A 21,637-nucleotide genomic window follows, 5' to 3' on the forward strand; every position below is an offset into this window, starting at 1 on the left:
GGATTGCTTTTTTTGTTGCAATCCGATTCGAGGTGCTTAGAAACGATAAAAGAGAACTTTCTAAACTTGATATCCGTCAATTAATTACTTAGGCAATTATCTTATACTTTGTTTATCAATAAAAGAGAAATTAAATTTGGAGGGAAAAAGCATGCAACAATATATATTAAGCAAAAAAAATGTTATCACCGTCATCAGTGGATTGTTAATCGCACTCGGTTTCTTCAGTCACTTTGTTTTAGAAAACGTAGGACTTTCAGAGTGGTCTTTGATCATCGCCTCTGTCTTTGGGATTATGCCAATTGCCATTCAAGCGTTTCAAGCAATGAAAGTCAAAGTCATCAGTATTGATGTCTTAGTTAGTATTGCAGCGATTGGTGCGCTTTTTATTCAAAATTATGAAGAATCGGCTATTGTCACGTTCTTATTCTTATTCGGACACTACTTGGAACATCGAACATTGAACCAAACGCGATCTGCTATCAAAGAATTGACTGAAATGGCACCCGAAAGCGCCTTGAAACAAATGGATAATGGCGAATTTGAAGAAGTAGAAGTGGATGATGTAGATGAAGGGGATATCTTGCTCGTTAAAACGGGTGCGAAAGTTCCAGTAGATGGTACAGTTCTTACGGGTGAAGGGCATATCAATGAAGCTAGCATTACAGGTGAAGCTGTTCCGGTCAACAAGCTAGCTGATGCAGAAGTTTTTGCAGGAACCATTTTAGAAAACGGAACGATTCAAATCAGAGCTGACCGAGTTGGTGAGGACACCACATTTGGAAAAATTGTTGAACTCGTGGAAGAAGCACAAGATTCTAAATCCGAAGCGGAACGGTTCATTGATCGCTTTTCTAAATACTACACACCAGCTGTCTTGGTCCTGGCAATTGTTGTATGGGCGTTCAGTCAAAATATTGAGTTAGCAATCACCATCTTGGTTCTAGGTTGCCCAGGCGCATTAGTTATCGGAGTGCCTGTCTCAAACGTTGCCGGTATTGGGAATGGTGCTCGTAACGGTGTTCTTTTAAAAGGGAGTGAAGTCATTCAAGACTTCAGCAATGTGGATACAATTGTATTTGATAAGACAGGTACTTTAACTGTCGGAAACCCAACCGTTGCAGCGACTGAACTGTATGAAAAAGATTCTGCTGAAACGCTTGGCTATCTGGCCAGTGTGGAACGGGAATCAGATCATCCATTAGCAAAAGCGGTCTTAAATCAAATTGGAGAAACAAACTTTTATCCTGTTGAAGAAACTGAAGTCGTGAAAGGCGGCGGAATCGTTTCAAGTGTAGCTGGACATAGAGTGGCTGTCGGGAATGTGGCCTTGATGGAAAAAGAAAATGTCACTCTCAGCAAAAAAGTGCAAAAAGATGTCAAACGGTTTGAACAACAAGGGAACTCTCTCGTTTTGACAGCGGTCGACGGTGAATTAAAAGTACTGATGGGCATTCGCGACCAAGTCCGTCCGGGTGTGAAAGCTAATTTGCAGGAATTAAAAGACCTGGGCGTAAAAAATCTAGTCGTTCTTTCAGGAGATAACCAAGGAACCGTTGATGTGGTCGCAGGCGAACTTGGTTTGACCGAAGCTCACGGCCACATGTTGCCGGAAGACAAATCGGCTTATATCGGAAAACTCCAACAACGTGGTCAAATTGTAGCCTTTGTTGGAGATGGCGTTAACGATAGTCCGTCCTTAGCTTTAGCAGACATTGGCATCGCAATGGGAAGCGGAACGGACGTAGCGATCGAAACATCCGATGTCGTTTTAATGAACTCGAACTTCAGCAACTTGCCTCACGCATTAGGAATAGTAAAAGCTACCGCAAATAATATGAAACAAAATATCGCGATTTCAATTGGAGTAGTGTTGGTCTTGTTGACCAGCGTCTTCTTCAGCGAATGGATGAATATGTCTATCGGAATGTTGGTTCATGAAGGTAGTATCCTGGTGGTAATTTTCAATGCCATGAGATTAATGAAGTATAAGTTGAAAGGTCGAAAAGAATAAAAAGAAGTATCAGCACCTGCAGAGACAGTAAAAATATCTTAAGAATAAACTAGAAGAGGCTGGGACAATAGTCCATCCTTGAAATGACAAAAGCGGAAACTCCCAGATTTAAAATTCTGGGAGTTTCCACTTTTTTGAGTTCTTGAAAAAAAATAAGAGTATAGAGTATGCTCTTTATAAAATTAATTTTCGTGTGAATGATTAAAAAATCTAATAATAAAATTTAAATTCCTATTAAGTTTTAACACATGAAATTACATAATTCATCATATTGGCTATATCGTGTTTACGATATTAATAAGGAAGCAAAATTAGAGAAGTATCATGGCAATCTAGAACAATATTTTAGTTTTGAACCAACTGATTATCTTGCTTTGAAGAAAGATAATTAGAACGTACAGGGCCCATTTTTATACTTTAATCTGGTAAATTTCTTATTCATGGCAGTAACTACTACGGTATATTTAATGTTTAAGTACATAAATATTTTTTATAATTTTGACTTATAATTCACTTGAAGGATATTTAATCTTTAGGATTGCCAAAAAATAACGTACTGAGATTATCTCAGCAAATGTTCATATAAATAACTAGAAAATCGACAAATAAATAGATATAATTAATTTGTGATCTAAAATGATTATAAATTAAAAAGGGGATATATGTCTGCATTAAATGAAATTATTGAAAAGTTACGTAGTGCTGGTTTTAAGGCTACGCCGCAACGAAAATCAATTATTCAATATTTAATAGATTCTGATACGCATCCAAGCGCTCAACAAATTTCTGATGATTTGCATGCAAATTTGACTACAGTGTACAACACGCTAGCCATCTTAGAATCCGAAAATTTTGTTATCACAATTGAAAATGAGCAAAGTGGAGAGAAATCGTATGATTTTTTCGATATACCACACTATCATTTAGTTTGTGTTCATTGTGGCAAGATTGAAGATAAATCAGATATTGATTTTGCGCCTTTATGGCAAAAGGTTCAAAATCATTCAACTTTTAAACCTAAGCAGATACATCTTGAATTTACGGGTGTATGTGCGCAGTGTCAGTTGAAAGGACTGCAATAAATATAGATATGACAATACAAATTAATCAAGCGCAAGACGTTTGGAAAGATGTAGGGCGGAGTGTTGACTTTATCGTCCTCAAGCTAAAGCGGGAAAATTTGGAACAAGACCAAGAACAAATTGCTGACTTTTCTGATCGCTCACAAGCTATTCTTCGCTCGATGCAAATTAGAGCTGATAATGCTGATTTACGAATGAGTATAGGGTTTAGTTATGCGGCCTGGACCTATTTATTTCCCAATGCTAATGTGCCGAGTGAACTAGAATCATTTAAAGGATTAAATGGACCAGAGTACGCGATGCCTGCAACAGACGGCGATGTATTTATTCACGTACGAGCTAAAGAAGAGGCAGTTGTTTATGAAACTGTTTCCCAATTAATGCAATTTTTAAGTCCAATTGCCGAAGTTATTGATGAAACAAAAGGATTTCGTTATTTTGAAGGGCGTGCCATTATTGGTTTCATCGATGGTACGGAAGCACCGAGTGCAGTAGACGCAGCTGAATATGCACTAATTGGTGAAGAAGATTCTGAATTTGAAAATGGCTCGTATGCTTTTGCTCAAAAGTGGATTCATGATATGAATTTTTGGAAAAGTTTATCAACCGATACACAAGAAAAAGCAGTTGGAAGGCAGAAATTTACGGATTTAGAGTTAGATGACGACGATAAATTTGCAAATGCTCATAATGTGGCTTCAAAACTTGAAATTGATGAAAAAGAGCAGAAGATTGTTCGTATGAACGTTCCTTTTTCTGATTTGAACACGAAACAAGTGGGTACCTACTTTATTGGTTATGCACGCCATTGGGAAGTAACTAAGGGTATGTTAAATCAGATGTTAGAAAAATCAGATTACTTGCTAACCTTCTCTCAAATTGTTAGCGGTCAACTCTTTTTTATTCCGTCTCGTCCAATGTTAGATAATATTGCCAGCGGCGAATTGTTCTAAAATAATAGAGGAGAGTGGCTGATGACATTAATACGACTTGTAAGTGTGCGCTTAATCTTGTGGTTTTTTATCTTAATTTTATTACCGTTGCCGTTCATTGTTCTGTTACTAACTGAGTTATCGATGCAATTTAGTTCTACTTTGTTTGGTATTATTGCTGGTTTGGTAGGCTACATTTGGATGTTACTAAGCATGTACTTGAGTACACGGCCACATTTGGTTAGATCGCTTAATTGGATTGCCAGAAGTATATATGATGCATGGGCTAGTGGCGTTAGTTGCAATTTTATCAGCTTGGATTCACAAAATGTTAGTGCACTCTGGTGGAATGATTTCATTAACAGGTGATGTTGGTTTATATATTTTTTCTGGTGTTTTAGCTTACTCACTGGTGATGATGGCTGGATGGATAACGCGAAAAATAGTATTTTTACAAGCGATGAAACAATACTTTAGTAGATTTATAAATCATGAATGGAGTGTTTGGTTGCATCGTTTGAATGTGGTAGGTGTTGTTGTTATATTTTTTCATGTTCAACTAATTGGTTATATCAGTCGATTGAATGGCTTTATGGATTTATTTGATGGATTTTCGTTTATTGTAATCGGATACTACTTTTTTTATAAATGGATACAGCCACATTTAGATATAAGTGCGCAACTAATCGGTCGAACGGAAATTGGTGATAACATTCAAGAGTTAACAGTGCAATTGCCACCAAAATATCGATGGCACGCAGGTGACTGGTTATTTATTCGTTTTCCACACTATAAAGAGTTACGTGAGGCTCATCCATTTTCTATTGTGAACTTGCCAGATGAAACAGGTAGATTGAAGTTAGCAATTCGAGGTGACGGTGATTTTACTAGATACTTAAAAACATTATCGCCAGAAATAGAAGGAATTCATGTGAAATTAACAAGGCCATTTGGACAGTATCATCAATTTTTGAAGCAACATCATGAAGATCAGCCATTGATTATTGTTGCTGGTGGAATTGGCATTACACCGTTTATATCTATTGCTCAAATGGCAGTGCAAAGACAACAACCAGTGACGTTTCTTTACTCAACTAAACACGAAAAGGATGCTATTTATTTAGATGAATTGACGAAGTTTAATCAAAGCGATATTTATTTCAAACATCAAGTAGGGCGGTTTTCTGATACACAAATTGTGGACATGATGCAAAAAAATGGTATCTATTTGCTGGCTGGTCCACATGCCATGACCAAATATTGGCGAAATTTTTTGAAAAATAGAGGCGTTGCGGATAGCAGTATTTATTTTGAACCCTTTGAGTGGTAAGCCGATAAGCTATTAGCAGCTATTAATGTAAAGGAAAGCACATTATGTTAACTCGGAATTACTAACAATTCTAATGTTAGAAAGGTAGACAAAAAATGAGGTTATGGCACGAATCGTTAATTACAAAATTACCACGTCAACAATTGCTTGGACAACATAGAGAGTGCTGTGCACTTCGTGGCGGCGGTGGGGGAAAAGGCACGCAACAGTGGATTATGTCTTTATTTACTCTCCATATAAATTGTTTAAATACCACAAATTAGTTATGACGGAGATGTTAAATCGCGGATACAAACCGAATGAAAATTGGCTAAATCCTTTGTATCGTGGAAATAATATGATTCCTTATAAGTCCCTGCCTATTGAAGCATCAACTTATCCTATTTATCCTGAACACGACCATAATTATTTAATTGAATGTATTCAAAATTTGAGAAAAAAAGGTATTGAAATAAAATAAAAACATCATTCGTTGTGGGGTTACACACGAACAATGGCACAAGACTTAGAAGAGATATTTTCTAAGTATAAGTTTAATTTTGGATAAAAGAGTTATAAATAGAGTGAGAATAATTAGTAGTAGACAAGTTGTCTTTGGAAAATAATCGATATCTACATAAAAAGTATTTATCTAAAATCAACTTTAATACTATTAACAATGAAAAGGAATATTTATAATTATCTGGTTATGTACTAGTTACGAGACTAGGTTGTCACTACATTTGAATTTGAAAAAGGTCTATGATTACATAGAAGACCTTGATACTTATACACCTATGTTGATGGAAGCATTGCATTTAAGTTTATGGTGTTATACAAATTAAAATTATAGGTGGTTTAGAATGAAAAAAATTTATTTTTTATGTACAGGAAATTCTTGTCGCAGTCAAATGGCTGAAGGATATGCAAAAAAAATATTGCCGGCAAATGAGTTTCAAATCGAGAGTGCAGGGATTGAAACTCATGGGTTAAATCTAAATGCTGTTAAAGTTATGGCTGAAGATGGAGTAGATATTAGTAGCCACTACTCTAAATTAATTGATCTAAATTATTTGAACACTTCAGATTTAGTTATTACTTTATGTGGTGATGCCAAGGATAAATGTCCTATGCTTCCCCCTCAAACCAAGAGTTTACACTGGCCTTTATCTGACCCAGCGCAAGCCACAGGAACTTTAGAAGAACAACTACAAGAATTCCGTAAGGTTCGTGACGAAATTAAAAAATTAGTTACAAGTTTGAATAACTACGTTCATTAATAAAAAAACGCCATATAGTGCCGCAGTAAAACAGTCCAATTAATTTATTGACTTCTAAGGAAAATACCAGGGCTTTGGTTATGAGCTAGATATGTGACTAGGCACTCACTAAAATGCCCTTCCATTGAGGGACTATAATTATATAATGACCCCTCGAAAAGACTATTAAAACAGCCCCCATTATCTGACTAGTAGATAATGGGGGCTGTTTTTTTGTTTAATGTTATAATAGATCTTAAAATGCTGGACTGAATTGAATGGTCAAACGTTGGTTTGTTGCTTGGGCGATCTCAGATAGTATTTTTGTTGAAGCATTCATCGAACCATTTTCAATGCGTGCAATCGTTGATTGTGGTTTACCAATCAAATTGGCAAATTCACGTTGGCTCAATCCCATATTTGCACGAAGGTCACGAACTTTCACTGCTACCTCTAAATTAATATTTTCTTGCTCAACAATTTGTGCAAATTCAGGATTTTTTTTACTACGTTCAGCAACGTATGCATCAAGTTTACTCATTGATTTTCCTCCTTATTCAAATACTGACTGCGTCTATTCCGAGCGATTTTCTTTTCATTTTCAGGTGTCTTTTGCGTTTTTTTCGTGAAAGCGTTAGTAATAATGTATTGACTACCTTTGACTTGAAAGTAAAGAGCCCTTTGAATGTTTGAAGATCGTTTAGAACGAATTTCATAGAGATTATTTTCTAGCTTTTTTACCCATAATTGTCTTTCCGCCACTAAGAGGCCATTATTTTCAATATTTTGAATGGTTGCAATTAATTTAGCAGCATCTTTATCAGGTAATTGATCTAAGAACTGTTCAAATTCAGCCCAATCGTAATAATCAAACTCAAATTTTTCCATAACAACATGATAGCAGATGCGCTATCATCAATCAAATTATTAACTTTAAAGGAGTAGCTAATGGTGCAACAAATTGTCCTCCCCATCAAAGACTCCAACGTCTTAAAAATGGTGCAAGACACCTTATTAGATAGTTTTCGGGCGGGTCGCCGCAACTACACTATCTTTCAAGTTGGCAAAGCCACTCTACTGCGGGTGAGTGATGTGATGACGTTAAAGAAATCGGATGTCTATAATCCCGATGGGTCTGTTAAAAACACGGCCTTTATTCATGATAAAAAGACAGGTAAAGCGAACACGTTATATTTAAAGCCCGTGCAACAAGACTTGTTGCAATATCATGATTGGCTAGTCCAACAGAATATCACTTCGGATTGGTTATTTCCCTCAACGTCCCATCCAGATCGACATATAACAGATAAGCAGTTTTATAAGGTGATGGCACGCGTTGGTGATCTATTAGGTATCAACTATCTAGGCACACATACGATGCGTAAAACAGGCGCTTACCGCGTCTATACACAGTCAAACTACAATATTGGTTTAGTCATGCACTTATTGAATCATTCGAGTGAGGCTATGACGCTTACTTATCTGGGGTTAGATCAAGCAAGTCGCGAAACAATGTTAGATCAAATTGATTTTGGGTAATAACGCCAACTAATCTCCCTAAATTAGCACGTATTTGTTCATTTTGACGCCACTATGGAGGTATTTTTAATGACTAGGATTACTAAGGCACAATTAGACAACATCATTACACGTTGCCACCATCCGAGGTAATTGGTGCCCCATTGTCTGAAACTGCAAATAAAGGGTTGCTAGGTAATACTTTTTGAGTCATAATTTTAGACGCTCCAATTTTTGAGTATTTGGTTTGTTTTTCACTAACAAAATATCATAACAAAGAGCTCCTATGGTTTTCACCCAACGGGTGAAAGCGCAAAACCCGCTGAAACGGTATTAACTTGCTGTTTCAGCGGGTTTTTGTTTGTCTTGATGAATAATCCGGGTATTAAGTTCTACACCATCTCACTTTTCTCGACCATAGAGCGTCTTTCTAGATATCCCCGAACAGATTTACTCACCTGTTTGGGGTTTTCTTTACAAAAAAGTGTTTTTTGTCAGCAGGCGTGTTGGTAACCACTAAAAGTAACTCCCTAAGGACACCATTTTCGATGACGTAATATAACATATCGTTTCTTTGTATACATGGTTAGCTATTACAGGTCGACTCAATTAAAGGTGTTCTAAAAATATGATTTAAAATTTTACCCGGATTATTTCTAACGAATCGACAGGCAAGCACCCTGATGCGCTATACTCTGCTGATTTAATGAACGCAGCTAAAGAAGAAGCTAAGCATCGAGGATTGTTTGACTTAAATAATCTATAACTGATTACCATATAACTAAATATCTAAAAAGAAAAACGTCTTGAATATTCAAGGTGTTTTTTTGTCTACAAATAATAATTCAGTAAGATACCAACGCCATAAGCAACAATTGCAGCGACGTACCCGACAGAAAGTGTGCGTAGAATTTCTGTTCTTACTTTCTGCTCTGACAGGTTGGCCTTCACCCAGCCTAGCAACGCCAAAGAGACACCGACGATGACAAAGGCGATTGGAAAGGCGATGTCTTTGTCGTGAATGAGCGCATTTGTAATTAAGTAGGCACCTAGTGGAATTAAACCGAAGACGTTAAACGAAATGAATGTCGCGATACCAGCTGCCAATGCTTTACTTTTTGATTGATTGTTATCCGATGTTGCTGACAGGTAGGCACCGGCCCCCATTGAAAAGCCATCGGCTAATAAGTTTGAGAATCCCAAAATGATGATAACGATGTTTGAAACGTTACCACCGACCGATCCAGCAACGACTGCGAACGTCGTGATAATGCCATCTAAGCCACCGTAGACGATGGCTGAAACGTGTTTTTTCATTTATTTTCTCCAGTTTCTCTCAGTGGTGATAAAACCAATATATAAGAAAAAAGTGACCAATTATCGGTAATTTCACATCGGATTAAAAATGTTTCAAAAACGAAACAAATAAAACCCGGATTATTCATGCACTAAATTTTTAACCACAGCTAAATCAGTAAAATACGATAAAACACCTTGAAACTGCCAGTACCTTGGCACAGTTTCAGGGTATTTTTTCGATTGAGCGTTTTTTGAGAAAAATAGGAACACTAAAGCCAGCCAGATTTTGCTATTTTTTTGAAAATCTACTTCGTTGTTTTATTGCCACAAAGCATTTAGTCGTTCCCAAGCTCGCCAGAACAGACCATCGAATTGTTCTTGGATGCGGCTATCTAACGTCAAAATCACCTTGCGGGCGTGCTTAGTGACACACGTCCACCGATTTTTAACAAACGGTCTCGAAAGGTATTGATTGTCCACGATTGTTGCTGGTCGTCCAACGCAATACTCTTCATCAACCGCATCAAGTTTGATGCAATTACTGAGATCCACATGCGCGCTTGCGGTAAACACGGACGATGTCTTTTTGTGGAAGACTTAGGTTAGTGACGATGAACTGTCTACCGCCATGTTCATCATTTAAAACGATATCCTTATTTTTAAGTATAAATCGACTTAACTTGATACAAATAATAATTCATCTAAATCAAATATCTCAACACATTTTTGGGTATGCCGTTTAATTAGACCTCTCTCTTCCAATGATGAGAACTTACGGCTTATTGTTTCTGGAGTTGTCCCCAGGTAAGTAGCCAAATCTTTTTTTGACATGGGTAAAGTCACATAAGTATGGTTTTTTTCATCTTCAACATTTTCTGATAGAAAATCAATAATTCGAGCTTCAACAGGTTCAGTACTGACTTGCACAGTTTGTTTTTCTGATAACTGTAGCCGTTTTGTAATATCCGATAATATTCGTCGCATGATTTCTGGATAGAGATCTAAATATTGATCTAAATTCTTTTTATGAATCCTACAAATACTTGTTTCCGATATTGCTTCAGCATAATTCGAATGATAACTTTCAGTCTGTAAAATAGCAACTTCCCCCATAAAATCACCAGGATGTAGGATGCGTATAGTTTGCTCACGACCAGACTCACTTAGGCTATAAATACGTACACGTCCATTGTTTATGATATATAATGTGTCATCTTTATCACCAAACCTAAATAATAGCTCATTCTTTACGTATTGTACTTCATTCGCTGATTGAGCAATTAGACGCATTTGTTCATCATTGAGATGATTGAAAATCGGCACTAAACGTATACAATCTACATGACTATGATGATTATGGTTTGCCATACCGTTTTCCTCCTAATTAATCGTTATCTATAAATTGTCCATTTTTTAAGTATAAGATCATCTTTTTTCGTTGTATTTTATGTGGTTAATCTCACACCAGCTTGCCCCAGAGGATAGCGTTCTGCATGACATGCTCTCACTGAAGGTGATCATACAATGATAAATTGCCATGTCACGGCGTGACCCATTGGTGCAATGTATCATGTACCAAAACAAAAAACCACTAGGGTATACAATATCGATACAGATTATGTAAATCAATTACATAGCATAGATAAAAAAGTAGAATACCACCATGGAGAACATGATAAACCGTATTTGGGTATCATATTAGAAATTAACGGTACAAATTATTTTGTTCCTCTTTCATCACCAAAGCCGAAGCATAATCGAATGTCTGAAAATATCACTTTTAAAAAGATAGAAAAAGATGGACACTTATTTGCTGTTTTAAATATTAACAATATGATCCCTGTTCCACTGAATTTATGTAAAGAAATTGACATTGATAATATTTCAGATACTTACTACAAACACTTATTAAATCAGGAATACTTTATTTGCAAGCGAAAGAAAAGAGACATTATGAAGTCAGCCGGCATAGTTCATAAATGTATTTGTGAGGAGCCTGAAAGCCATGAAAAAATGTTGAGCCGAGAAAATAAGATTTATGAAGAAAGCAATTTTAATATTCTTTTTCGGTTGATTCTGATTCGAGTGATTATGGTCTTTATCTGATTTTGACATTTAAAAACCTCCTAAGTTTGTATGCTACATACTAATTGGTTTTATTTTTCTAATTCATTAACATGAGTTAAGACTCGTTCGAGAATACTAAAAACATGAAGGTCATCTAAACTGTAAAGCATACTTTTTCCTTCTCTTCTTGATTTCACTAAGCGTGCGTCTTTCAACGTTTTTAATTGATGAGAAATAGCGGACTGTTCCATGTCCAGAGAAATAGCGATATTTCCAACACTACACTCTTTTTTCTGTAAAAGAAAGAGAACCGACAATCGTGTAGGATCACTAATCACCTTAAATAGTTTGCTTATTGACAGAATAGATCCTTTATCGATTGGAGAAGTTGTTTTTATATCCATAGTGTTTTTATTCCTTTCATATGACCTTTCGTTCATATCTATATTACCATATGAGCGAAACAATGCTAATCTTTTGTTTATAAAAGAGAAGTGGCGTTCTCTTTATCTTGACAAAATTTATATAGCGATATAAAATGAGTATACAAACATATGATTAATTAGTCATATGTAAAGTGGATTCATTACGATTTACTTTTGGAATAAACGAAAGGAGTCAGAAATAGCAGAAATTTATGTGATTCAAGAAGTAAATGATGGAAAACAAAGGAATTATAAATTATATAGGGAGGCAATAGAAGTGAAAACTATCCAAGAACAACAGTCTCAAGAAAAGCATAATCATAATCACAACCACGATCACGACCATGATCATGGGAAAATGCCAGTCGTTTTGTACTTTGTTGGTTTAGCATTAGCAGTGATTGCTCTATTTTTGAATGAAGATTATCAGTTGGTACAAAATGTTTTGTTCTCAATCGCTACAATCAGTGCCGGGTATCACGTTATTCTTCTTGAAGGCCTTGGAGAAACAATTGAGAATTCAAAAGCACAAAAAAAGTTCATACCTAATTCTCATATTTTAATGGGATTAGCGGCAATTGGAGCTTCTTTGATGGGGAATTTTTGGGAAGGAACATTATTGATTCTTATTTTTTCTGGCGCACATTTTTTGGAAGATTATGCAGAAGGAAGAAGCAAACGAGAAATAACGAAATTACTCGAAATGAATCCAACGACTGCCCGGTTAATCCTGCCTGATGGTAGTACAAAAAATGTGGATGTCAGTGAATTAAAAGTGGGAGATCAACTTCAAGTGTTGAATGGCGATCAAGTACCTATTGATGGCGTCATTTTGTCTGGATCTACATCCATTGATGAGTCGTCTATTAATGGAGAAAGTATCCCGAAAGAGAAATCCAAAGGAGATGGCGTCTTCGGGAGTACAATCAATGGAACAGGTACCTTCACGATGAAAGTCACCAAAGAAAACAAAGATACAGTATTTTCAAAAATTTTACAATTAGTGAATCAGAACCAAGATAACCAAACAAAAGCTGCGAGTATTATCCAAAAATTTGAACCGAAATATGTCACAGTTGTTTTAATTGCCATTCCTCTATTCATGTTATTGGCTCCTTTTCTACTTGATTGGACATGGTCACAAAGTGTCTATAGAGGATTGGTCCTTTTAGTTGCAGCTTCACCGTGTGCTTTAGCAGCAGCTACTGTCTCGGCAACGCTATCGACGACTTCTAATTTAGCCAAAAAAGGAGTCCTTTCAAAAGGTAGTTCTTACCTGTCTCAATTAGCCGATATTAAAGCAATTGCATTTGATAAGACGGGCACCTTGACCAAAGGAAAACCTGAAGTAACCAATTATTATTTTGCTGATTCCGTGAACGAAGAAAACATGATTGATATCGTAGTAGCTCTTGAAAAAGAATCCAATCACCCCTTAGCAGATGCTATTCTAAGAAAGTTTGAGCAAAAAAACAAACTAACTATTGAAGTAGAAAACCAAATTGGTAAAGGATTGACGGGAGATTACAAAGGGAGAAATTATCGTATAGGAAAACCGACTTCGTTTGATGATGTTTCAGATGAATATAGTCGTTTAAATAATGAATGGGCATCAGAAGGTAAGACAGTCGTATACGTAGCAGTAGATGAAGAGGTTATAGGCCTTATTGCCCTTATGGACGTTCCGAGTGAATATGCTAAAGAAACCATTGAATATTTTAGGAAACAAGGTATACACACCACATTAATTACTGGTGACTCAGAAATGACGGGAAAAGCGGTTGCTAAACAATTAGGAATAGATGAAGTGATTACGAATGTCATGCCGGAAGACAAATCCAGAATTATAGACGAACAAAAAGAAAAATACGGCGTGACCGCCATGGTTGGAGACGGTGTAAATGATGCTCCTGCTCTTGTTAATGCAGATGTGGGAATCGCTATGGGAGATGGGACTGATGTGGCAGTAGAGGTATCTGATTTAGTTTTAATGCAAAACAATTTATCTAAATTGGTACAATCTCATAATATTTCTTCGAAAATGAACCGTGTTATTTGGCAGAATATTATTTTTTCAATGGCCGTTGTTGCTTTTTTAATTGTCGTTAGTTTCTTAGGCTTAACGGATATTGCAATCAGTGTCATTATTCATGAAGGAAGTACTTTGGTTGTTATTTTGAATGGACTTCGATTGCTAAAGGCAGTCTAAAGAATGATTGCACAACTTCAAATTAATCGAGTAATAGAGATAATTAAGGATTACACTACATTTTTTATCTCTATTACTTGTTTATATTTATCTAGATGTTCAAAGTCAAAATGATATATCAACCATACTCTTGTGGCGCGGGTTGAATATAAGATACATGAAATTGTATAAAATCGTGTATCGAGAATCCTATATCTATAGGGTTCTTTTTTGATAACCCCCTCCAATACATGATTTCGTGGTATACTGAATGAAATCATGTATCGTTTTTTTGAGAGGAGAGCCATTTTCAATGACGTATAACGTCCAACCATTAAGAACGCAGCAAGAAATCAACGACTTTTTATTTTGTTTAAGGCGCAATAAAAACGCCGAACGCGACGTTTTTCTGTTTTTGATCGGCATTAATAGCGGTTTACGCATGTCTGATATCGTGAAATTAAAGAAAAAAGACGTGATTTCCTCGAAAAACCCACGTATTGTGGAGCAAAAAACCGGAAAAACACGCATTTTATATTTAAGCAGCCTGCAGGAGTTGATCCAGGACTACACGAAAGACCTGAAGCCAGAAGATTATTTGTTTCCCAGTACTAAAGGCGGTCATTTAGAAGTCAATACGGTCTATCAGATGTTTCAAAAGGTCGCCGCATTATTAGATCGGGACGATATCGGCACGCACACGCTGCGCAAGACCTTTGGTTACCATTACTACAAGAAAACCAAAGACGTGGCCACACTCATGGAAATCTTCGGTCACAGCAGTGAAAAAATCACGAAGCGCTATATCGGGATTAATGAAGACGAAATTAGCGAGACGTTATTAAATTTTAGACTCGGTTTTTAAATCTATATTAATTAAGGAGAAAGTGTAATGAAAAAAATGAGTGCATATGTAAAAAATATAATTCTTACTCATCCGGTATTATCAATTATTATTCTTTTAGTTATTCCAATTTTTGTGTACTTAATCGCTCTTGTTATTGGATTGAAGTCAATATTTGAGACAGATTTTAAGAGACATTCAGAACCGCGTTTACCTTCCACAGCTCAAATAAATCATTAATCGCGATTAATAACTTATTTGAACCCTGGAAAGCATTAAATCAGGCGGCCATTTGGCTCGTAAGTGTTGCAATTTCAACTTGTAAGGGGGTCTGGTAGCCCAGTGAACTATGAATTCTCTTCCTATTGTAGAAAGCATGCACATATTCAAAAAGGACGGCAGCAGCAGTTTCATAATCTTCAAAGACCGGCACTGGATAAACACATTCCTTTTTGAGGGAAGCGTGAAAGGATTCCATTGGCGCATTATCATACGGACAACCCTTACGGCTGTATGAGTGGCGGATATGTAGCTCAGTTAAACGTTGATTGTAATCATCGCTGGTATACTGTGATCCTAAATCCGTATGGATAATCAGGTCCCCAGTAATGGTTCGATTTTTAACCGCGCTTTCAAGGGTCTTTAAGACTAAATCAGTATCCATCTTTTTTGAGAACGAATAACCGATAATCCGTCGTGAGTGCAGGTCCATGATGGTTGATAAGTAACACCAGCCATTACGCTTCGTTTGAATATAGGTCATATCAGCGGTCCATTTTTGATTTAAACCAGTGGTCGAGAAATCCTGCTTAAGCAAGTTGGGACGCTGTTCAACCTTGGTTTTGGAAGCCGAAGCCGCTTTCCACTTATTGACGGTAACGGAGTGGATATCCAGTTCCTTCATGAGCCGGGAAATCCGTCGTGGACTGCACCGAAGCTGCAGTGGTTGAAGTTCCAGATTCAATTCATGGTGGATCTTCATAACACCGTATCGCTGCTTAAATTCCGCAAAGATCCGCAGAATCCGTTGTTTCAAGTCCGCATCTTCGGCCCGGCGTTTTGAAGGTTTGGGGGATCGATAACGATAATACTGAGCTCTGGAAACACCGAGGATTCGGCACATCTTGGTTACCTGGTGGTGATGGCTTTCTTGGTGAATGTAATCAAAGATATTGGTTACTTCTGCGCAAGGAAGCCCAGGGCTTTTTTTAGGATTTCGTTCTCCTCAGACAGCGAAGCCAGTCGCTTTTCCATCGCTTTGATTTCGTCTGGCGATTTACCGGATTGAGTTTTGGCCTGGCCCTGGATCCACTTATGAACTGTTGAATAGCCAATGCCATATTCTCTGGCCAGTTGAGCAGCTGATTCGCCTTGCTTATATAGGTTGATAATGTTTTGTTTGAATTCTTTGTCGTAACGAGTTGGCATGTAAAAATTCCTTCCTTTTGAGAGACGATTTATTCATTATACCCTCTCTTAAAAGTTGTCTCAGGAATCAGCTTACATCCACCTTAAAAAATTGATTTTTAGTACAAATTAAAGTACAATATTAAGTACAATGAAAGGGTGGTAAATATGACATTAGCACTAACACAGAGCGATTTTCGCGCTAACCTAAAAAAATATTTAGATCAAGTTAATGACGAAGACGAAACCGTTTATATTGCTCGTTCAAATAGTCGCGCAGTAGCAATCGTTTCACAAGAAAAAATGGACTGGCTAGAACGAGCATTAAAAGCTAAAGAAGGTTCGTTAGAATATGCAATTGCACGTGATCAGTTAATTAAACGCCATGTTTTACCTGACGATGAAATTGTTGAATCAGATGATGATTATTGGGGTCAGTTTAAATAATGAAAAAACTAAGGTTTAAACCACGTGCAACCTTTAATGCTGATCTAAAACGGTTAGCCAGTTTAGATAAATCTATTATTGATGAAGTTCGAGCAGCCATTGACCTGTTGCTTGAGCAACAACAATTACCATCAGAATTTGAAGATCATGAGCTTAATCGGCGAATGAGCGGTTATAATGAATTTCACTTACGAGATACCCCGAAAAACAAAACACCAAGCGAAACTAACGATGTCCTGGTGGTTTATACGATTGATACAGATGAACTAGTCTTAATTGGCATTCGAGTCGGATCGCATGATCGTTTATTTCCTGGTCAAAATCGTTCCAAAAGGTATCGAAAAAATGACGAATAAGAGAAGTCATTTATAACATATAAAAACAAATAACCCCCAATATCTACATTATAGATATTGGGGGCTATTCTTTCAATGTTTTCGAGGGGCGATTTATCACAAATAGACCCTCTTGTTGTTAAATTAATGTTCTAATTTTATATGCTAAACCAGGGAAAGCCATTACCATCTTTTCTTTCCAAACCTCTGGATCAACATCAATTGCCATAACAGGAATTAGTGAATTGATATCATCTACTGCTGTTTGGCTAATTTCAGCAGCGCCCACGAGATGATTTTGCTTGTCAAAGACTAATGATAATCGTGCGTGATCATCTGTTCCAGCATAAAAAAAGTCACCTTGAGTAATATCAATATCTTTAATTGAATAATTACTGTCTTCCTTTGCTTTATCAATACTAATTCCAGCTTGAGCGAGTTGGGGGAATGTGAACGTAACGGTTCCAATTACTGGGTACCTAAGAGGTTCAGTTGTTTTATTAGTAAGTAAGGCACTTAAGTAGTCTGCTTCAAACTGTGCCGTAGAGGTTAATGCTGGTGCGGTTTTATCAACAATATCGCCCATTGCGTAAATGTTATTTGCTGATGTGGTCAAATATTTATCAACTTTAATTCCGCGGTTGCTGTACTCTACACCAGCATTATCAAGTTTCAATGCATTAATTTCAGGAACTCTACCACTGGCATTAATAACTTTATCAAAAGTGCCAAGGTTGCCGTTAGCTGATTGAACCTCATAGCCAGTTTGTGCTTCGGTAACAGCTGTAACATTTGTGTTAAATATAAAATTAATACCAAGTGAGTTTTTCATTTCATCAACTAACTGATGAACGTGTTGGCTGTAAAATCCCTCTAGTGGTTGGCCGGATCGGACAATAACTGTTACTTTAACCCCGGCAGCAGACAACAATGTAGCAAATTCCATACCAACGTAACCACTTCCGATAATTGCGACGTTCTTTGGAGTATCTTCGAGTTCAAAAAGGTTAGTACTAGTAAGTAGGTACTCGTGGCCAGGAATGTTAAGAGGATGCGGCTTTTTTCCGGTTGCGATTACAAAATTATCAGCAGTGATTTTTTTATTATTAACTTCAATGGTATGTTGATCAACAAATGATGCTTCACCCTTGATGGTAGTCGCACCCAGGCCTTCATACATACTTTGCATATTATTTAGGAATGACGCCATAGCCTTATTCTTTTGCTGAATAAGTTCTTTCCAGTCAAGCTTAGCTGGTTGAGTAATTCCCTTACCTTGCAAACGCATTGAAGTTAAGGTTGCTCGTGCTGCTCCTTCTAAGAAAATCTTGGGTTCGCAGCCTTCGTTAGGGCAAATTCCGCCAAACCGATTCTTTTCAACAACCGCGATTTTCTTTCCGCTATTCTGCATTCCCAATAGGAAACGATAAACTGATGGCCCACTGCCAATAACAACGTAGTCAAACTTCATTTATAGCTTCCCTCCATTTATTTTGTTTTCTTCTTCTTATCCTCAGTTTGCTTTTGATGTTCAGAGATATTACAACCGTCTGGCCCACATACAGCAGCATCATTATTATCGCCAAATATTGTATTAAATTGTGGCTTATCTTCGGTCATCGTAAATTCCTCCTAATTTTCTTCTTCTTGAACTCGCTTTAAGGCTTTAACAAAAACTTCATATGGTTGGGCACCACTAATTGCATACTTATTATTGATTACAAAAAAAGGTGCAGCATGAATACCGGATTGTTGAGCCTCTGCCTCGTCATTGACCACAGCTTGATGATATTGGTTAGAATTAAGCACTTTTTCTACTTCGTCTTTAGCAAGCCCAGCTTCCATTGCCGCATTTAATAGCACATCATGGTCAGAAATCGATTGACCATCACTAAAGTAAACTTGGTAGAAGCGTCTAATTACTCGTTCAGTCAAATCAGGATCATTTTTAGCTTCTGCGAATTTAATAATCCGGTGCGCATCCATAGTATTTGTAGGTACTACACTGTCAAGATCCATTGGTAGACCATCGTTATGCGCCATTTGTTCGATGTAAGCCATTTGCTTTTTGGCCTGTGGCTCCATTGCCTTATTTCCCTGAGTGAAGTGATTAATGTATCCTTCATCGGTTTCCTTTGGTGTTGCAGGGTTAAGCTCGAATGATTTGAACTCTAATTCAGTTGTGTCATAAATACCAATTTCCTTCATTGCTCGTTTCATTCGGTTAGAACCGATATAACAAAAGGGGCAAGCAATGTCTGACCAATATTTGATTTCCATAAAGTAATTTTCCTCTCTTTAATCTTTAACCGTTTGCCGATGCTTTATGGCTTCGAAATATTCAAAGGCGTTTTGCCCAGCAATACCACCATCGCCAACCGCAGTGGTAATTTGCCGCAGTTGCTTTTGCCGGACATCACCAATTGCATAGATTCCAGGAATTGTTGTTTCCATTTGATCGTTAGTTATAATCCAACCAGCTTGATCGGTAATATTTAAATTATTGAAAATTTGGCTATTTGGAAAGTTACCGACATAAACGAAAACTCCATCAGTGTCTAGAGTTGTATCATCACCGACCTGATTGTTATGAATTTTTACTCCAGTAACATGATTTTCATCACCTAAAATCTCTGTCACACTAGTATTCCAAGTGAAATCTATCTTATCGTTATCAAAAGCACGATTTTGTAATACCTTTTGTGCCCGTAACTGATCGCGACGATGAATGACATTAACTCCATCAGTGACATTAGCTAAGTACAATCCTTCAGAAATTGCTGAATCACCACCGCCAACTACAGTAACATTCTTTCCTTTAAAGAAAGAACCATCACATACTGCACAGTAAGAAACCCCTTTTCCGGAGAACTTTTCTTCACCTGGTACACCTAATTTTCGATTATTAGATCCTGTTGCAATAATTACTGCGCTTGCTACTAACTCGTCACTATCGGTTTGAATATGCTTCATTTGTTGATCATCAACGGTAACGTTTTGGACATCACCATATACAAAATTTACTCCGGCCTTAACGGTTCCTTGATACATTTTCTCACCAAGTTCAGGACCCTTAATTGTTGTAAAACCAGGGTAGTTTTCAATGTCATCGGTGTTGTTCATTTGTCCACCATAAATACCGCGATCAAGCATTGCTACATTTAAATTAGCTCGTGCTGCATATAAGGCAGCGGTCATTCCACCAGGACCGGCCCCAATCACTACTACATCATATTTCCTCATTAAATTTCAATCCAATCTACTTATTAGTCGTCACGTAACGCTAATCCCTTATCCAATGAACGATTAACAATGACTTCTTGTGCATCAATAATGGTTAACCACTATATAATCTAAATGGTCTTGGTCTTTATGGGTTTCAGTTTTCTTATTAAGGAGTCGGACATAACTTTCAGTTGCTAACGTCCCCATACCGCCAAGAATAGTTAAAAAACTCTTCATTAGTTAATAGTGTTGGTAATGAAGTTTTCGACTTCTTCTTTAGTCTTCCGATCTTTATTGACAAGCCTTCCGATTTCTTGCCCATCTCTAAAAATAACGAAGCTTGGAATACCAAAGATATTTAGTTCTTGAGCCAATTCGGTATTCTCATCACGATCGACACTGATGAAAGTGTAATCTTTGAATTCTTGTTCAATTTCTGGTAGATGAGGCTTGATAAAGCTACAATCAGGGCACCAAGAAGCTATAAAAATTAAAATATATTTTCCATTCTTCAGTTTTTTATCAAATTCTTTTTATTCATTACTGATAGTTGTTCCATTTAGCTTCTCCCCTCTTAACCTAATTAGTATATTGAGCAAGAACGGTTTTAAGTTGGTCCTTACTGTGGAGGCCAACCAGCTTATCAACTACTTGGCCATCTTTTTTGATAATTAAGGTTGGAATAGACATAATTCCAAATGCCATTGGTGTTTTTTGATTTGCATCTACGTCCATTTTAGTGATTTTGACTTTATCGCCAATTTCTTTATCAAGTTGTTCAATAATCGGTCCTTGCATTCGACATGGAGGACACCAAGTAGCCCAAAAATCAGTTAATGTAACACCGGTACTAGTTTCTTTCACAAAGTCTTTGTCAGTTAAGTTCTTAACCATAAGAGTCGCTCCTTTATAGGTAATATTTAATTAAAGTTGTTAATTGTGATTGATCAATAAAACGGGTAATTTTTTCAACGATTTTTCCATCACGCAGCAAAATAGTACTGGGTGCGGAATAAACATTGTATTTTTTTGCTAGTTCTGGGTGAGCATCTGAATTCACTACCCGAACGTTTAAATATGAATTAAAGTCATGGCTAATCTTATTTATTATTGGTCGCTGCGTATAACACTGGGCGCACCAATTATTCTCAAAATTAATTAAGGTTAGCGTTTTATCAATAGTAGACAAGTTATGTCACTGCCTTTCAATTATTCAATTGTTTACTTGAATAGTTCAATAATATCATATACTTTTTGTAAGTCAATATAAAAGCACGATTTAATCA

26 protein-coding genes and 4 pseudogenes are annotated in these 21,637 nt (G+C 36.8%); 14 read left to right on the forward strand and 16 right to left on the reverse strand.

The window, feature by feature from the left end:
- Positions 1-151 precede the first annotated feature (151 nt).
- The 7 genes and pseudogenes from ACE83Q_RS07590 to arsC all read left to right on the forward strand — a co-directional run bounded on the left by ACE83Q_RS07590 (position 152) and on the right by arsC (position 6,617).
- A complete protein-coding gene (locus tag ACE83Q_RS07590) occupies positions 152-2,014 on the forward strand; it encodes a heavy metal translocating P-type ATPase (RefSeq protein WP_089997619.1) in 1,863 nt (620 codons plus the stop codon).
- Between the two features lie 248 nt (positions 2,015-2,262).
- Complete coding sequence (locus ACE83Q_RS07595) at positions 2,263-2,406, forward strand: hypothetical protein (RefSeq protein ID WP_006845387.1); 144 nt, start codon at positions 2,263-2,265, stop codon at positions 2,404-2,406.
- Between the two features lie 270 nt (positions 2,407-2,676).
- Positions 2,677-3,096, forward strand: coding sequence for a Fur family transcriptional regulator (locus ACE83Q_RS07600; protein ID WP_072614532.1), 420 nt, complete (start codon positions 2,677-2,679; stop codon positions 3,094-3,096).
- An 8-nt stretch (positions 3,097-3,104) separates the two neighbouring features.
- Complete coding sequence (locus tag ACE83Q_RS07605; protein WP_072614533.1) at positions 3,105-4,049, forward strand: Dyp-type peroxidase; 945 nt, start codon at positions 3,105-3,107, stop codon at positions 4,047-4,049.
- Positions 4,050-4,287: 238 nt separating this feature from the next.
- Positions 4,288-5,358 carry a hypothetical protein gene (locus ACE83Q_RS07610; RefSeq protein WP_409022847.1) on the forward strand — a complete coding sequence of 357 codons (1,071 nt, stop codon included), beginning with the start codon at positions 4,288-4,290 and terminating at the stop codon, positions 5,356-5,358.
- A gap of 95 nt (positions 5,359-5,453) precedes the next feature.
- A pseudogene (locus ACE83Q_RS07615) lies at positions 5,454-5,818 on the forward strand (TIGR02328 family protein).
- A 382-nt stretch (positions 5,819-6,200) separates the two neighbouring features.
- A complete protein-coding gene (gene arsC, locus ACE83Q_RS07620) occupies positions 6,201-6,617 on the forward strand; it encodes an arsenate reductase (thioredoxin) (protein WP_010276791.1) in 417 nt (138 codons plus the stop codon).
- A 235-nt stretch (positions 6,618-6,852) separates the two neighbouring features.
- On the opposite strand, the gene ACE83Q_RS07625 is transcribed toward arsC, so the two are convergent.
- Together ACE83Q_RS07625 and ACE83Q_RS07630 are read right to left on the reverse strand one after the other, a co-directional pair.
- A complete protein-coding gene (locus tag ACE83Q_RS07625) occupies positions 6,853-7,137 on the reverse strand; it encodes a helix-turn-helix domain-containing protein (protein ID WP_004903734.1) in 285 nt (94 codons plus the stop codon).
- Entirely contained in the window at positions 7,134-7,484 is a 351-nt protein-coding gene (locus ACE83Q_RS07630; RefSeq protein ID WP_004912644.1) for a type II toxin-antitoxin system RelE/ParE family toxin, read from the reverse strand. The genes ACE83Q_RS07625 and ACE83Q_RS07630 overlap by 4 nt, the downstream gene beginning before the upstream one ends.
- A 60-nt stretch (positions 7,485-7,544) precedes the next feature.
- Here ACE83Q_RS07630 and ACE83Q_RS07635 point away from each other — a divergent pair, with 60 nt between their 5' ends.
- On the forward strand, positions 7,545-8,135 hold the full coding sequence (locus tag ACE83Q_RS07635) for a site-specific integrase (protein WP_004912641.1): 591 nt from the start codon (positions 7,545-7,547) through the stop codon (positions 8,133-8,135).
- Between the two features lie 810 nt (positions 8,136-8,945).
- On the opposite strand, the gene ACE83Q_RS07640 is transcribed toward ACE83Q_RS07635, so the two are convergent.
- From ACE83Q_RS07640 to ACE83Q_RS07650, 3 genes and pseudogenes are all read right to left on the reverse strand, one after another.
- Complete coding sequence (locus ACE83Q_RS07640; protein WP_010276755.1) at positions 8,946-9,431, reverse strand: VIT1/CCC1 transporter family protein; 486 nt, start codon at positions 9,429-9,431, stop codon at positions 8,946-8,948.
- 386 nt (positions 9,432-9,817) lie between these two features.
- Positions 9,818-9,991: pseudogene (locus ACE83Q_RS07645) on the reverse strand (transposase); the annotation flags it as partial.
- 97 nt (positions 9,992-10,088) lie between these two features.
- On the reverse strand, positions 10,089-10,781 hold the full coding sequence (locus tag ACE83Q_RS07650; RefSeq protein WP_011666808.1) for a Crp/Fnr family transcriptional regulator: 693 nt from the start codon (positions 10,779-10,781) through the stop codon (positions 10,089-10,091).
- A gap of 195 nt (positions 10,782-10,976) precedes the next feature.
- Between ACE83Q_RS07650 and ACE83Q_RS07655 the strand changes: the two genes are divergently transcribed.
- Complete coding sequence (locus ACE83Q_RS07655; RefSeq protein WP_409022848.1) at positions 10,977-11,519, forward strand: type III toxin-antitoxin system ToxN/AbiQ family toxin; 543 nt, start codon at positions 10,977-10,979, stop codon at positions 11,517-11,519.
- 50 nt (positions 11,520-11,569) lie between these two features.
- Here the strand turns inward: ACE83Q_RS07655 and ACE83Q_RS07660 are convergent, their stop codons facing one another.
- Entirely contained in the window at positions 11,570-11,884 is a 315-nt protein-coding gene (locus ACE83Q_RS07660; RefSeq protein ID WP_031274120.1) for a helix-turn-helix transcriptional regulator, read from the reverse strand.
- A gap of 298 nt (positions 11,885-12,182) precedes the next feature.
- Here ACE83Q_RS07660 and ACE83Q_RS07665 point away from each other — a divergent pair, with 298 nt between their 5' ends.
- The 3 genes from ACE83Q_RS07665 to ACE83Q_RS07675 all read left to right on the forward strand — a co-directional run bounded on the left by ACE83Q_RS07665 (position 12,183) and on the right by ACE83Q_RS07675 (position 15,177).
- Positions 12,183-14,114 (forward strand): heavy metal translocating P-type ATPase, encoded by a 1,932-nt coding sequence (locus tag ACE83Q_RS07665; protein ID WP_409022849.1) that lies wholly within the window; start codon positions 12,183-12,185, stop codon positions 14,112-14,114.
- 292 nt (positions 14,115-14,406) lie between these two features.
- On the forward strand, positions 14,407-14,958 hold the full coding sequence (locus tag ACE83Q_RS07670; protein ID WP_409022850.1) for a tyrosine-type recombinase/integrase: 552 nt from the start codon (positions 14,407-14,409) through the stop codon (positions 14,956-14,958).
- Between the two features lie 27 nt (positions 14,959-14,985).
- Entirely contained in the window at positions 14,986-15,177 is a 192-nt protein-coding gene (locus ACE83Q_RS07675) for a hypothetical protein (RefSeq protein WP_409022851.1), read from the forward strand.
- Positions 15,178-15,217: 40 nt separating this feature from the next.
- On the opposite strand, the gene ACE83Q_RS07680 is transcribed toward ACE83Q_RS07675, so the two are convergent.
- Positions 15,218-16,108: an IS3 family transposase gene (locus ACE83Q_RS07680; RefSeq protein WP_094515893.1), complete on the reverse strand. Its 891-nt coding sequence runs from the start codon at positions 16,106-16,108 to the stop codon at positions 15,218-15,220.
- A gap of 5 nt (positions 16,109-16,113) precedes the next feature.
- A complete protein-coding gene (locus tag ACE83Q_RS07685; RefSeq protein WP_002816285.1) occupies positions 16,114-16,365 on the reverse strand; it encodes an IS3 family transposase in 252 nt (83 codons plus the stop codon).
- A gap of 147 nt (positions 16,366-16,512) precedes the next feature.
- Between ACE83Q_RS07685 and ACE83Q_RS07690 the strand changes: the two genes are divergently transcribed.
- A complete protein-coding gene (locus tag ACE83Q_RS07690; protein ID WP_003586674.1) occupies positions 16,513-16,791 on the forward strand; it encodes a type II toxin-antitoxin system Phd/YefM family antitoxin in 279 nt (92 codons plus the stop codon).
- Positions 16,791-17,147, forward strand: a complete 357-nt coding sequence (locus tag ACE83Q_RS07695) for a type II toxin-antitoxin system YafQ family toxin (protein WP_407137648.1) — start codon at positions 16,791-16,793, stop codon at positions 17,145-17,147. The genes ACE83Q_RS07690 and ACE83Q_RS07695 overlap by 1 nt, the downstream gene beginning before the upstream one ends.
- A 118-nt stretch (positions 17,148-17,265) precedes the next feature.
- Here ACE83Q_RS07695 and ACE83Q_RS07700 read toward each other — a convergent pair whose 3' ends face one another.
- The 8 genes and pseudogenes from ACE83Q_RS07700 to ACE83Q_RS07735 form a co-directional block, all read right to left on the reverse strand.
- The gene (locus tag ACE83Q_RS07700; protein WP_123808998.1) at positions 17,266-18,597 is read right to left on the reverse strand and encodes an NAD(P)/FAD-dependent oxidoreductase; all 1,332 of its coding nucleotides are present in this window, start codon (positions 18,595-18,597) and stop codon (positions 17,266-17,268) included.
- Positions 18,598-18,614: 17 nt separating this feature from the next.
- The gene (locus ACE83Q_RS07705; protein ID WP_262342247.1) at positions 18,615-18,746 is read right to left on the reverse strand and encodes a hypothetical protein; all 132 of its coding nucleotides are present in this window, start codon (positions 18,744-18,746) and stop codon (positions 18,615-18,617) included.
- 12 nt (positions 18,747-18,758) lie between these two features.
- Complete coding sequence (locus ACE83Q_RS07710) at positions 18,759-19,406, reverse strand: DsbA family protein (protein WP_006844821.1); 648 nt, start codon at positions 19,404-19,406, stop codon at positions 18,759-18,761.
- Positions 19,407-19,424: 18 nt separating this feature from the next.
- Positions 19,425-20,369 carry a thioredoxin-disulfide reductase gene (gene trxB, locus ACE83Q_RS07715; protein ID WP_006844822.1) on the reverse strand — a complete coding sequence of 315 codons (945 nt, stop codon included), beginning with the start codon at positions 20,367-20,369 and terminating at the stop codon, positions 19,425-19,427.
- Between the two features lie 90 nt (positions 20,370-20,459).
- Positions 20,460-20,588: pseudogene (locus tag ACE83Q_RS07720) on the reverse strand (aspartate racemase); the annotation flags it as partial.
- Positions 20,588-20,910, reverse strand: a pseudogene (locus tag ACE83Q_RS07725) (thioredoxin family protein). The pseudogenes ACE83Q_RS07720 and ACE83Q_RS07725, both read right to left, overlap by 1 nt.
- A gap of 20 nt (positions 20,911-20,930) precedes the next feature.
- Positions 20,931-21,245, reverse strand: coding sequence for a thioredoxin (trxA, locus tag ACE83Q_RS07730; protein WP_015474701.1), 315 nt, complete (start codon positions 21,243-21,245; stop codon positions 20,931-20,933).
- A gap of 13 nt (positions 21,246-21,258) precedes the next feature.
- Positions 21,259-21,540 carry a thioredoxin family protein gene (locus ACE83Q_RS07735; protein ID WP_008855846.1) on the reverse strand — a complete coding sequence of 94 codons (282 nt, stop codon included), beginning with the start codon at positions 21,538-21,540 and terminating at the stop codon, positions 21,259-21,261.
- Positions 21,541-21,637 lie beyond the last annotated feature (97 nt).

The sequence above is a fragment of the Dellaglioa kimchii genome, from assembly GCF_046115505.1.
Lineage (GTDB): Bacteria > Bacillota > Bacilli > Lactobacillales > Lactobacillaceae > Dellaglioa > Dellaglioa kimchii.

Bases quoted from the DNA above. Each gene is read 5' to 3' on its own strand.
- ACE83Q_RS07590 (WP_089997619.1), top strand. From the start codon at position 152: ATGCAACAATATATATTAAGCAAAAAAAATGTTATCACCGTCATCAGT.
- ACE83Q_RS07625 (WP_004903734.1), bottom strand. From the start codon at position 7,137: ATGAGTAAACTTGATGCATACGTTGCTGAACGTAGTAAAAAAAATCCT.
- ACE83Q_RS07675 (WP_409022851.1), top strand. From the start codon at position 14,986: ATGAAAAAAATGAGTGCATATGTAAAAAATATAATTCTTACTCATCCG.
- ACE83Q_RS07705 (WP_262342247.1), bottom strand. From the start codon at position 18,746: ATGACCGAAGATAAGCCACAATTTAATACAATATTTGGCGATAATAAT.
- ACE83Q_RS07660 (WP_031274120.1), bottom strand. From the start codon at position 11,884: ATGGATATAAAAACAACTTCTCCAATCGATAAAGGATCTATTCTGTCA.
- ACE83Q_RS07710 (WP_006844821.1), bottom strand. From the start codon at position 19,406: ATGGAAATCAAATATTGGTCAGACATTGCTTGCCCCTTTTGTTATATC.
- ACE83Q_RS07655 (WP_409022848.1), top strand. From the start codon at position 10,977: ATGTATCATGTACCAAAACAAAAAACCACTAGGGTATACAATATCGAT.
- ACE83Q_RS07595 (WP_006845387.1), top strand. From the start codon at position 2,263: ATGAAATTACATAATTCATCATATTGGCTATATCGTGTTTACGATATT.
- ACE83Q_RS07605 (WP_072614533.1), top strand. From the start codon at position 3,105: ATGACAATACAAATTAATCAAGCGCAAGACGTTTGGAAAGATGTAGGG.
- ACE83Q_RS07635 (WP_004912641.1), top strand. From the start codon at position 7,545: ATGGTGCAACAAATTGTCCTCCCCATCAAAGACTCCAACGTCTTAAAA.
- ACE83Q_RS07670 (WP_409022850.1), top strand. From the start codon at position 14,407: ATGACGTATAACGTCCAACCATTAAGAACGCAGCAAGAAATCAACGAC.
- ACE83Q_RS07700 (WP_123808998.1), bottom strand. From the start codon at position 18,597: ATGAAGTTTGACTACGTTGTTATTGGCAGTGGGCCATCAGTTTATCGT.
- arsC (WP_010276791.1), top strand. From the start codon at position 6,201: ATGAAAAAAATTTATTTTTTATGTACAGGAAATTCTTGTCGCAGTCAA.
- ACE83Q_RS07630 (WP_004912644.1), bottom strand. From the start codon at position 7,484: ATGGAAAAATTTGAGTTTGATTATTACGATTGGGCTGAATTTGAACAG.
- ACE83Q_RS07650 (WP_011666808.1), bottom strand. From the start codon at position 10,781: ATGGCAAACCATAATCATCATAGTCATGTAGATTGTATACGTTTAGTG.
- ACE83Q_RS07690 (WP_003586674.1), top strand. From the start codon at position 16,513: ATGACATTAGCACTAACACAGAGCGATTTTCGCGCTAACCTAAAAAAA.
- ACE83Q_RS07685 (WP_002816285.1), bottom strand. From the start codon at position 16,365: ATGCCAACTCGTTACGACAAAGAATTCAAACAAAACATTATCAACCTA.
- trxB (WP_006844822.1), bottom strand. From the start codon at position 20,369: ATGAGGAAATATGATGTAGTAGTGATTGGGGCCGGTCCTGGTGGAATG.
- ACE83Q_RS07640 (WP_010276755.1), bottom strand. From the start codon at position 9,431: ATGAAAAAACACGTTTCAGCCATCGTCTACGGTGGCTTAGATGGCATT.
- ACE83Q_RS07600 (WP_072614532.1), top strand. From the start codon at position 2,677: ATGTCTGCATTAAATGAAATTATTGAAAAGTTACGTAGTGCTGGTTTT.
- ACE83Q_RS07695 (WP_407137648.1), top strand. From the start codon at position 16,791: ATGAAAAAACTAAGGTTTAAACCACGTGCAACCTTTAATGCTGATCTA.
- trxA (WP_015474701.1), bottom strand. From the start codon at position 21,245: ATGGTTAAGAACTTAACTGACAAAGACTTTGTGAAAGAAACTAGTACC.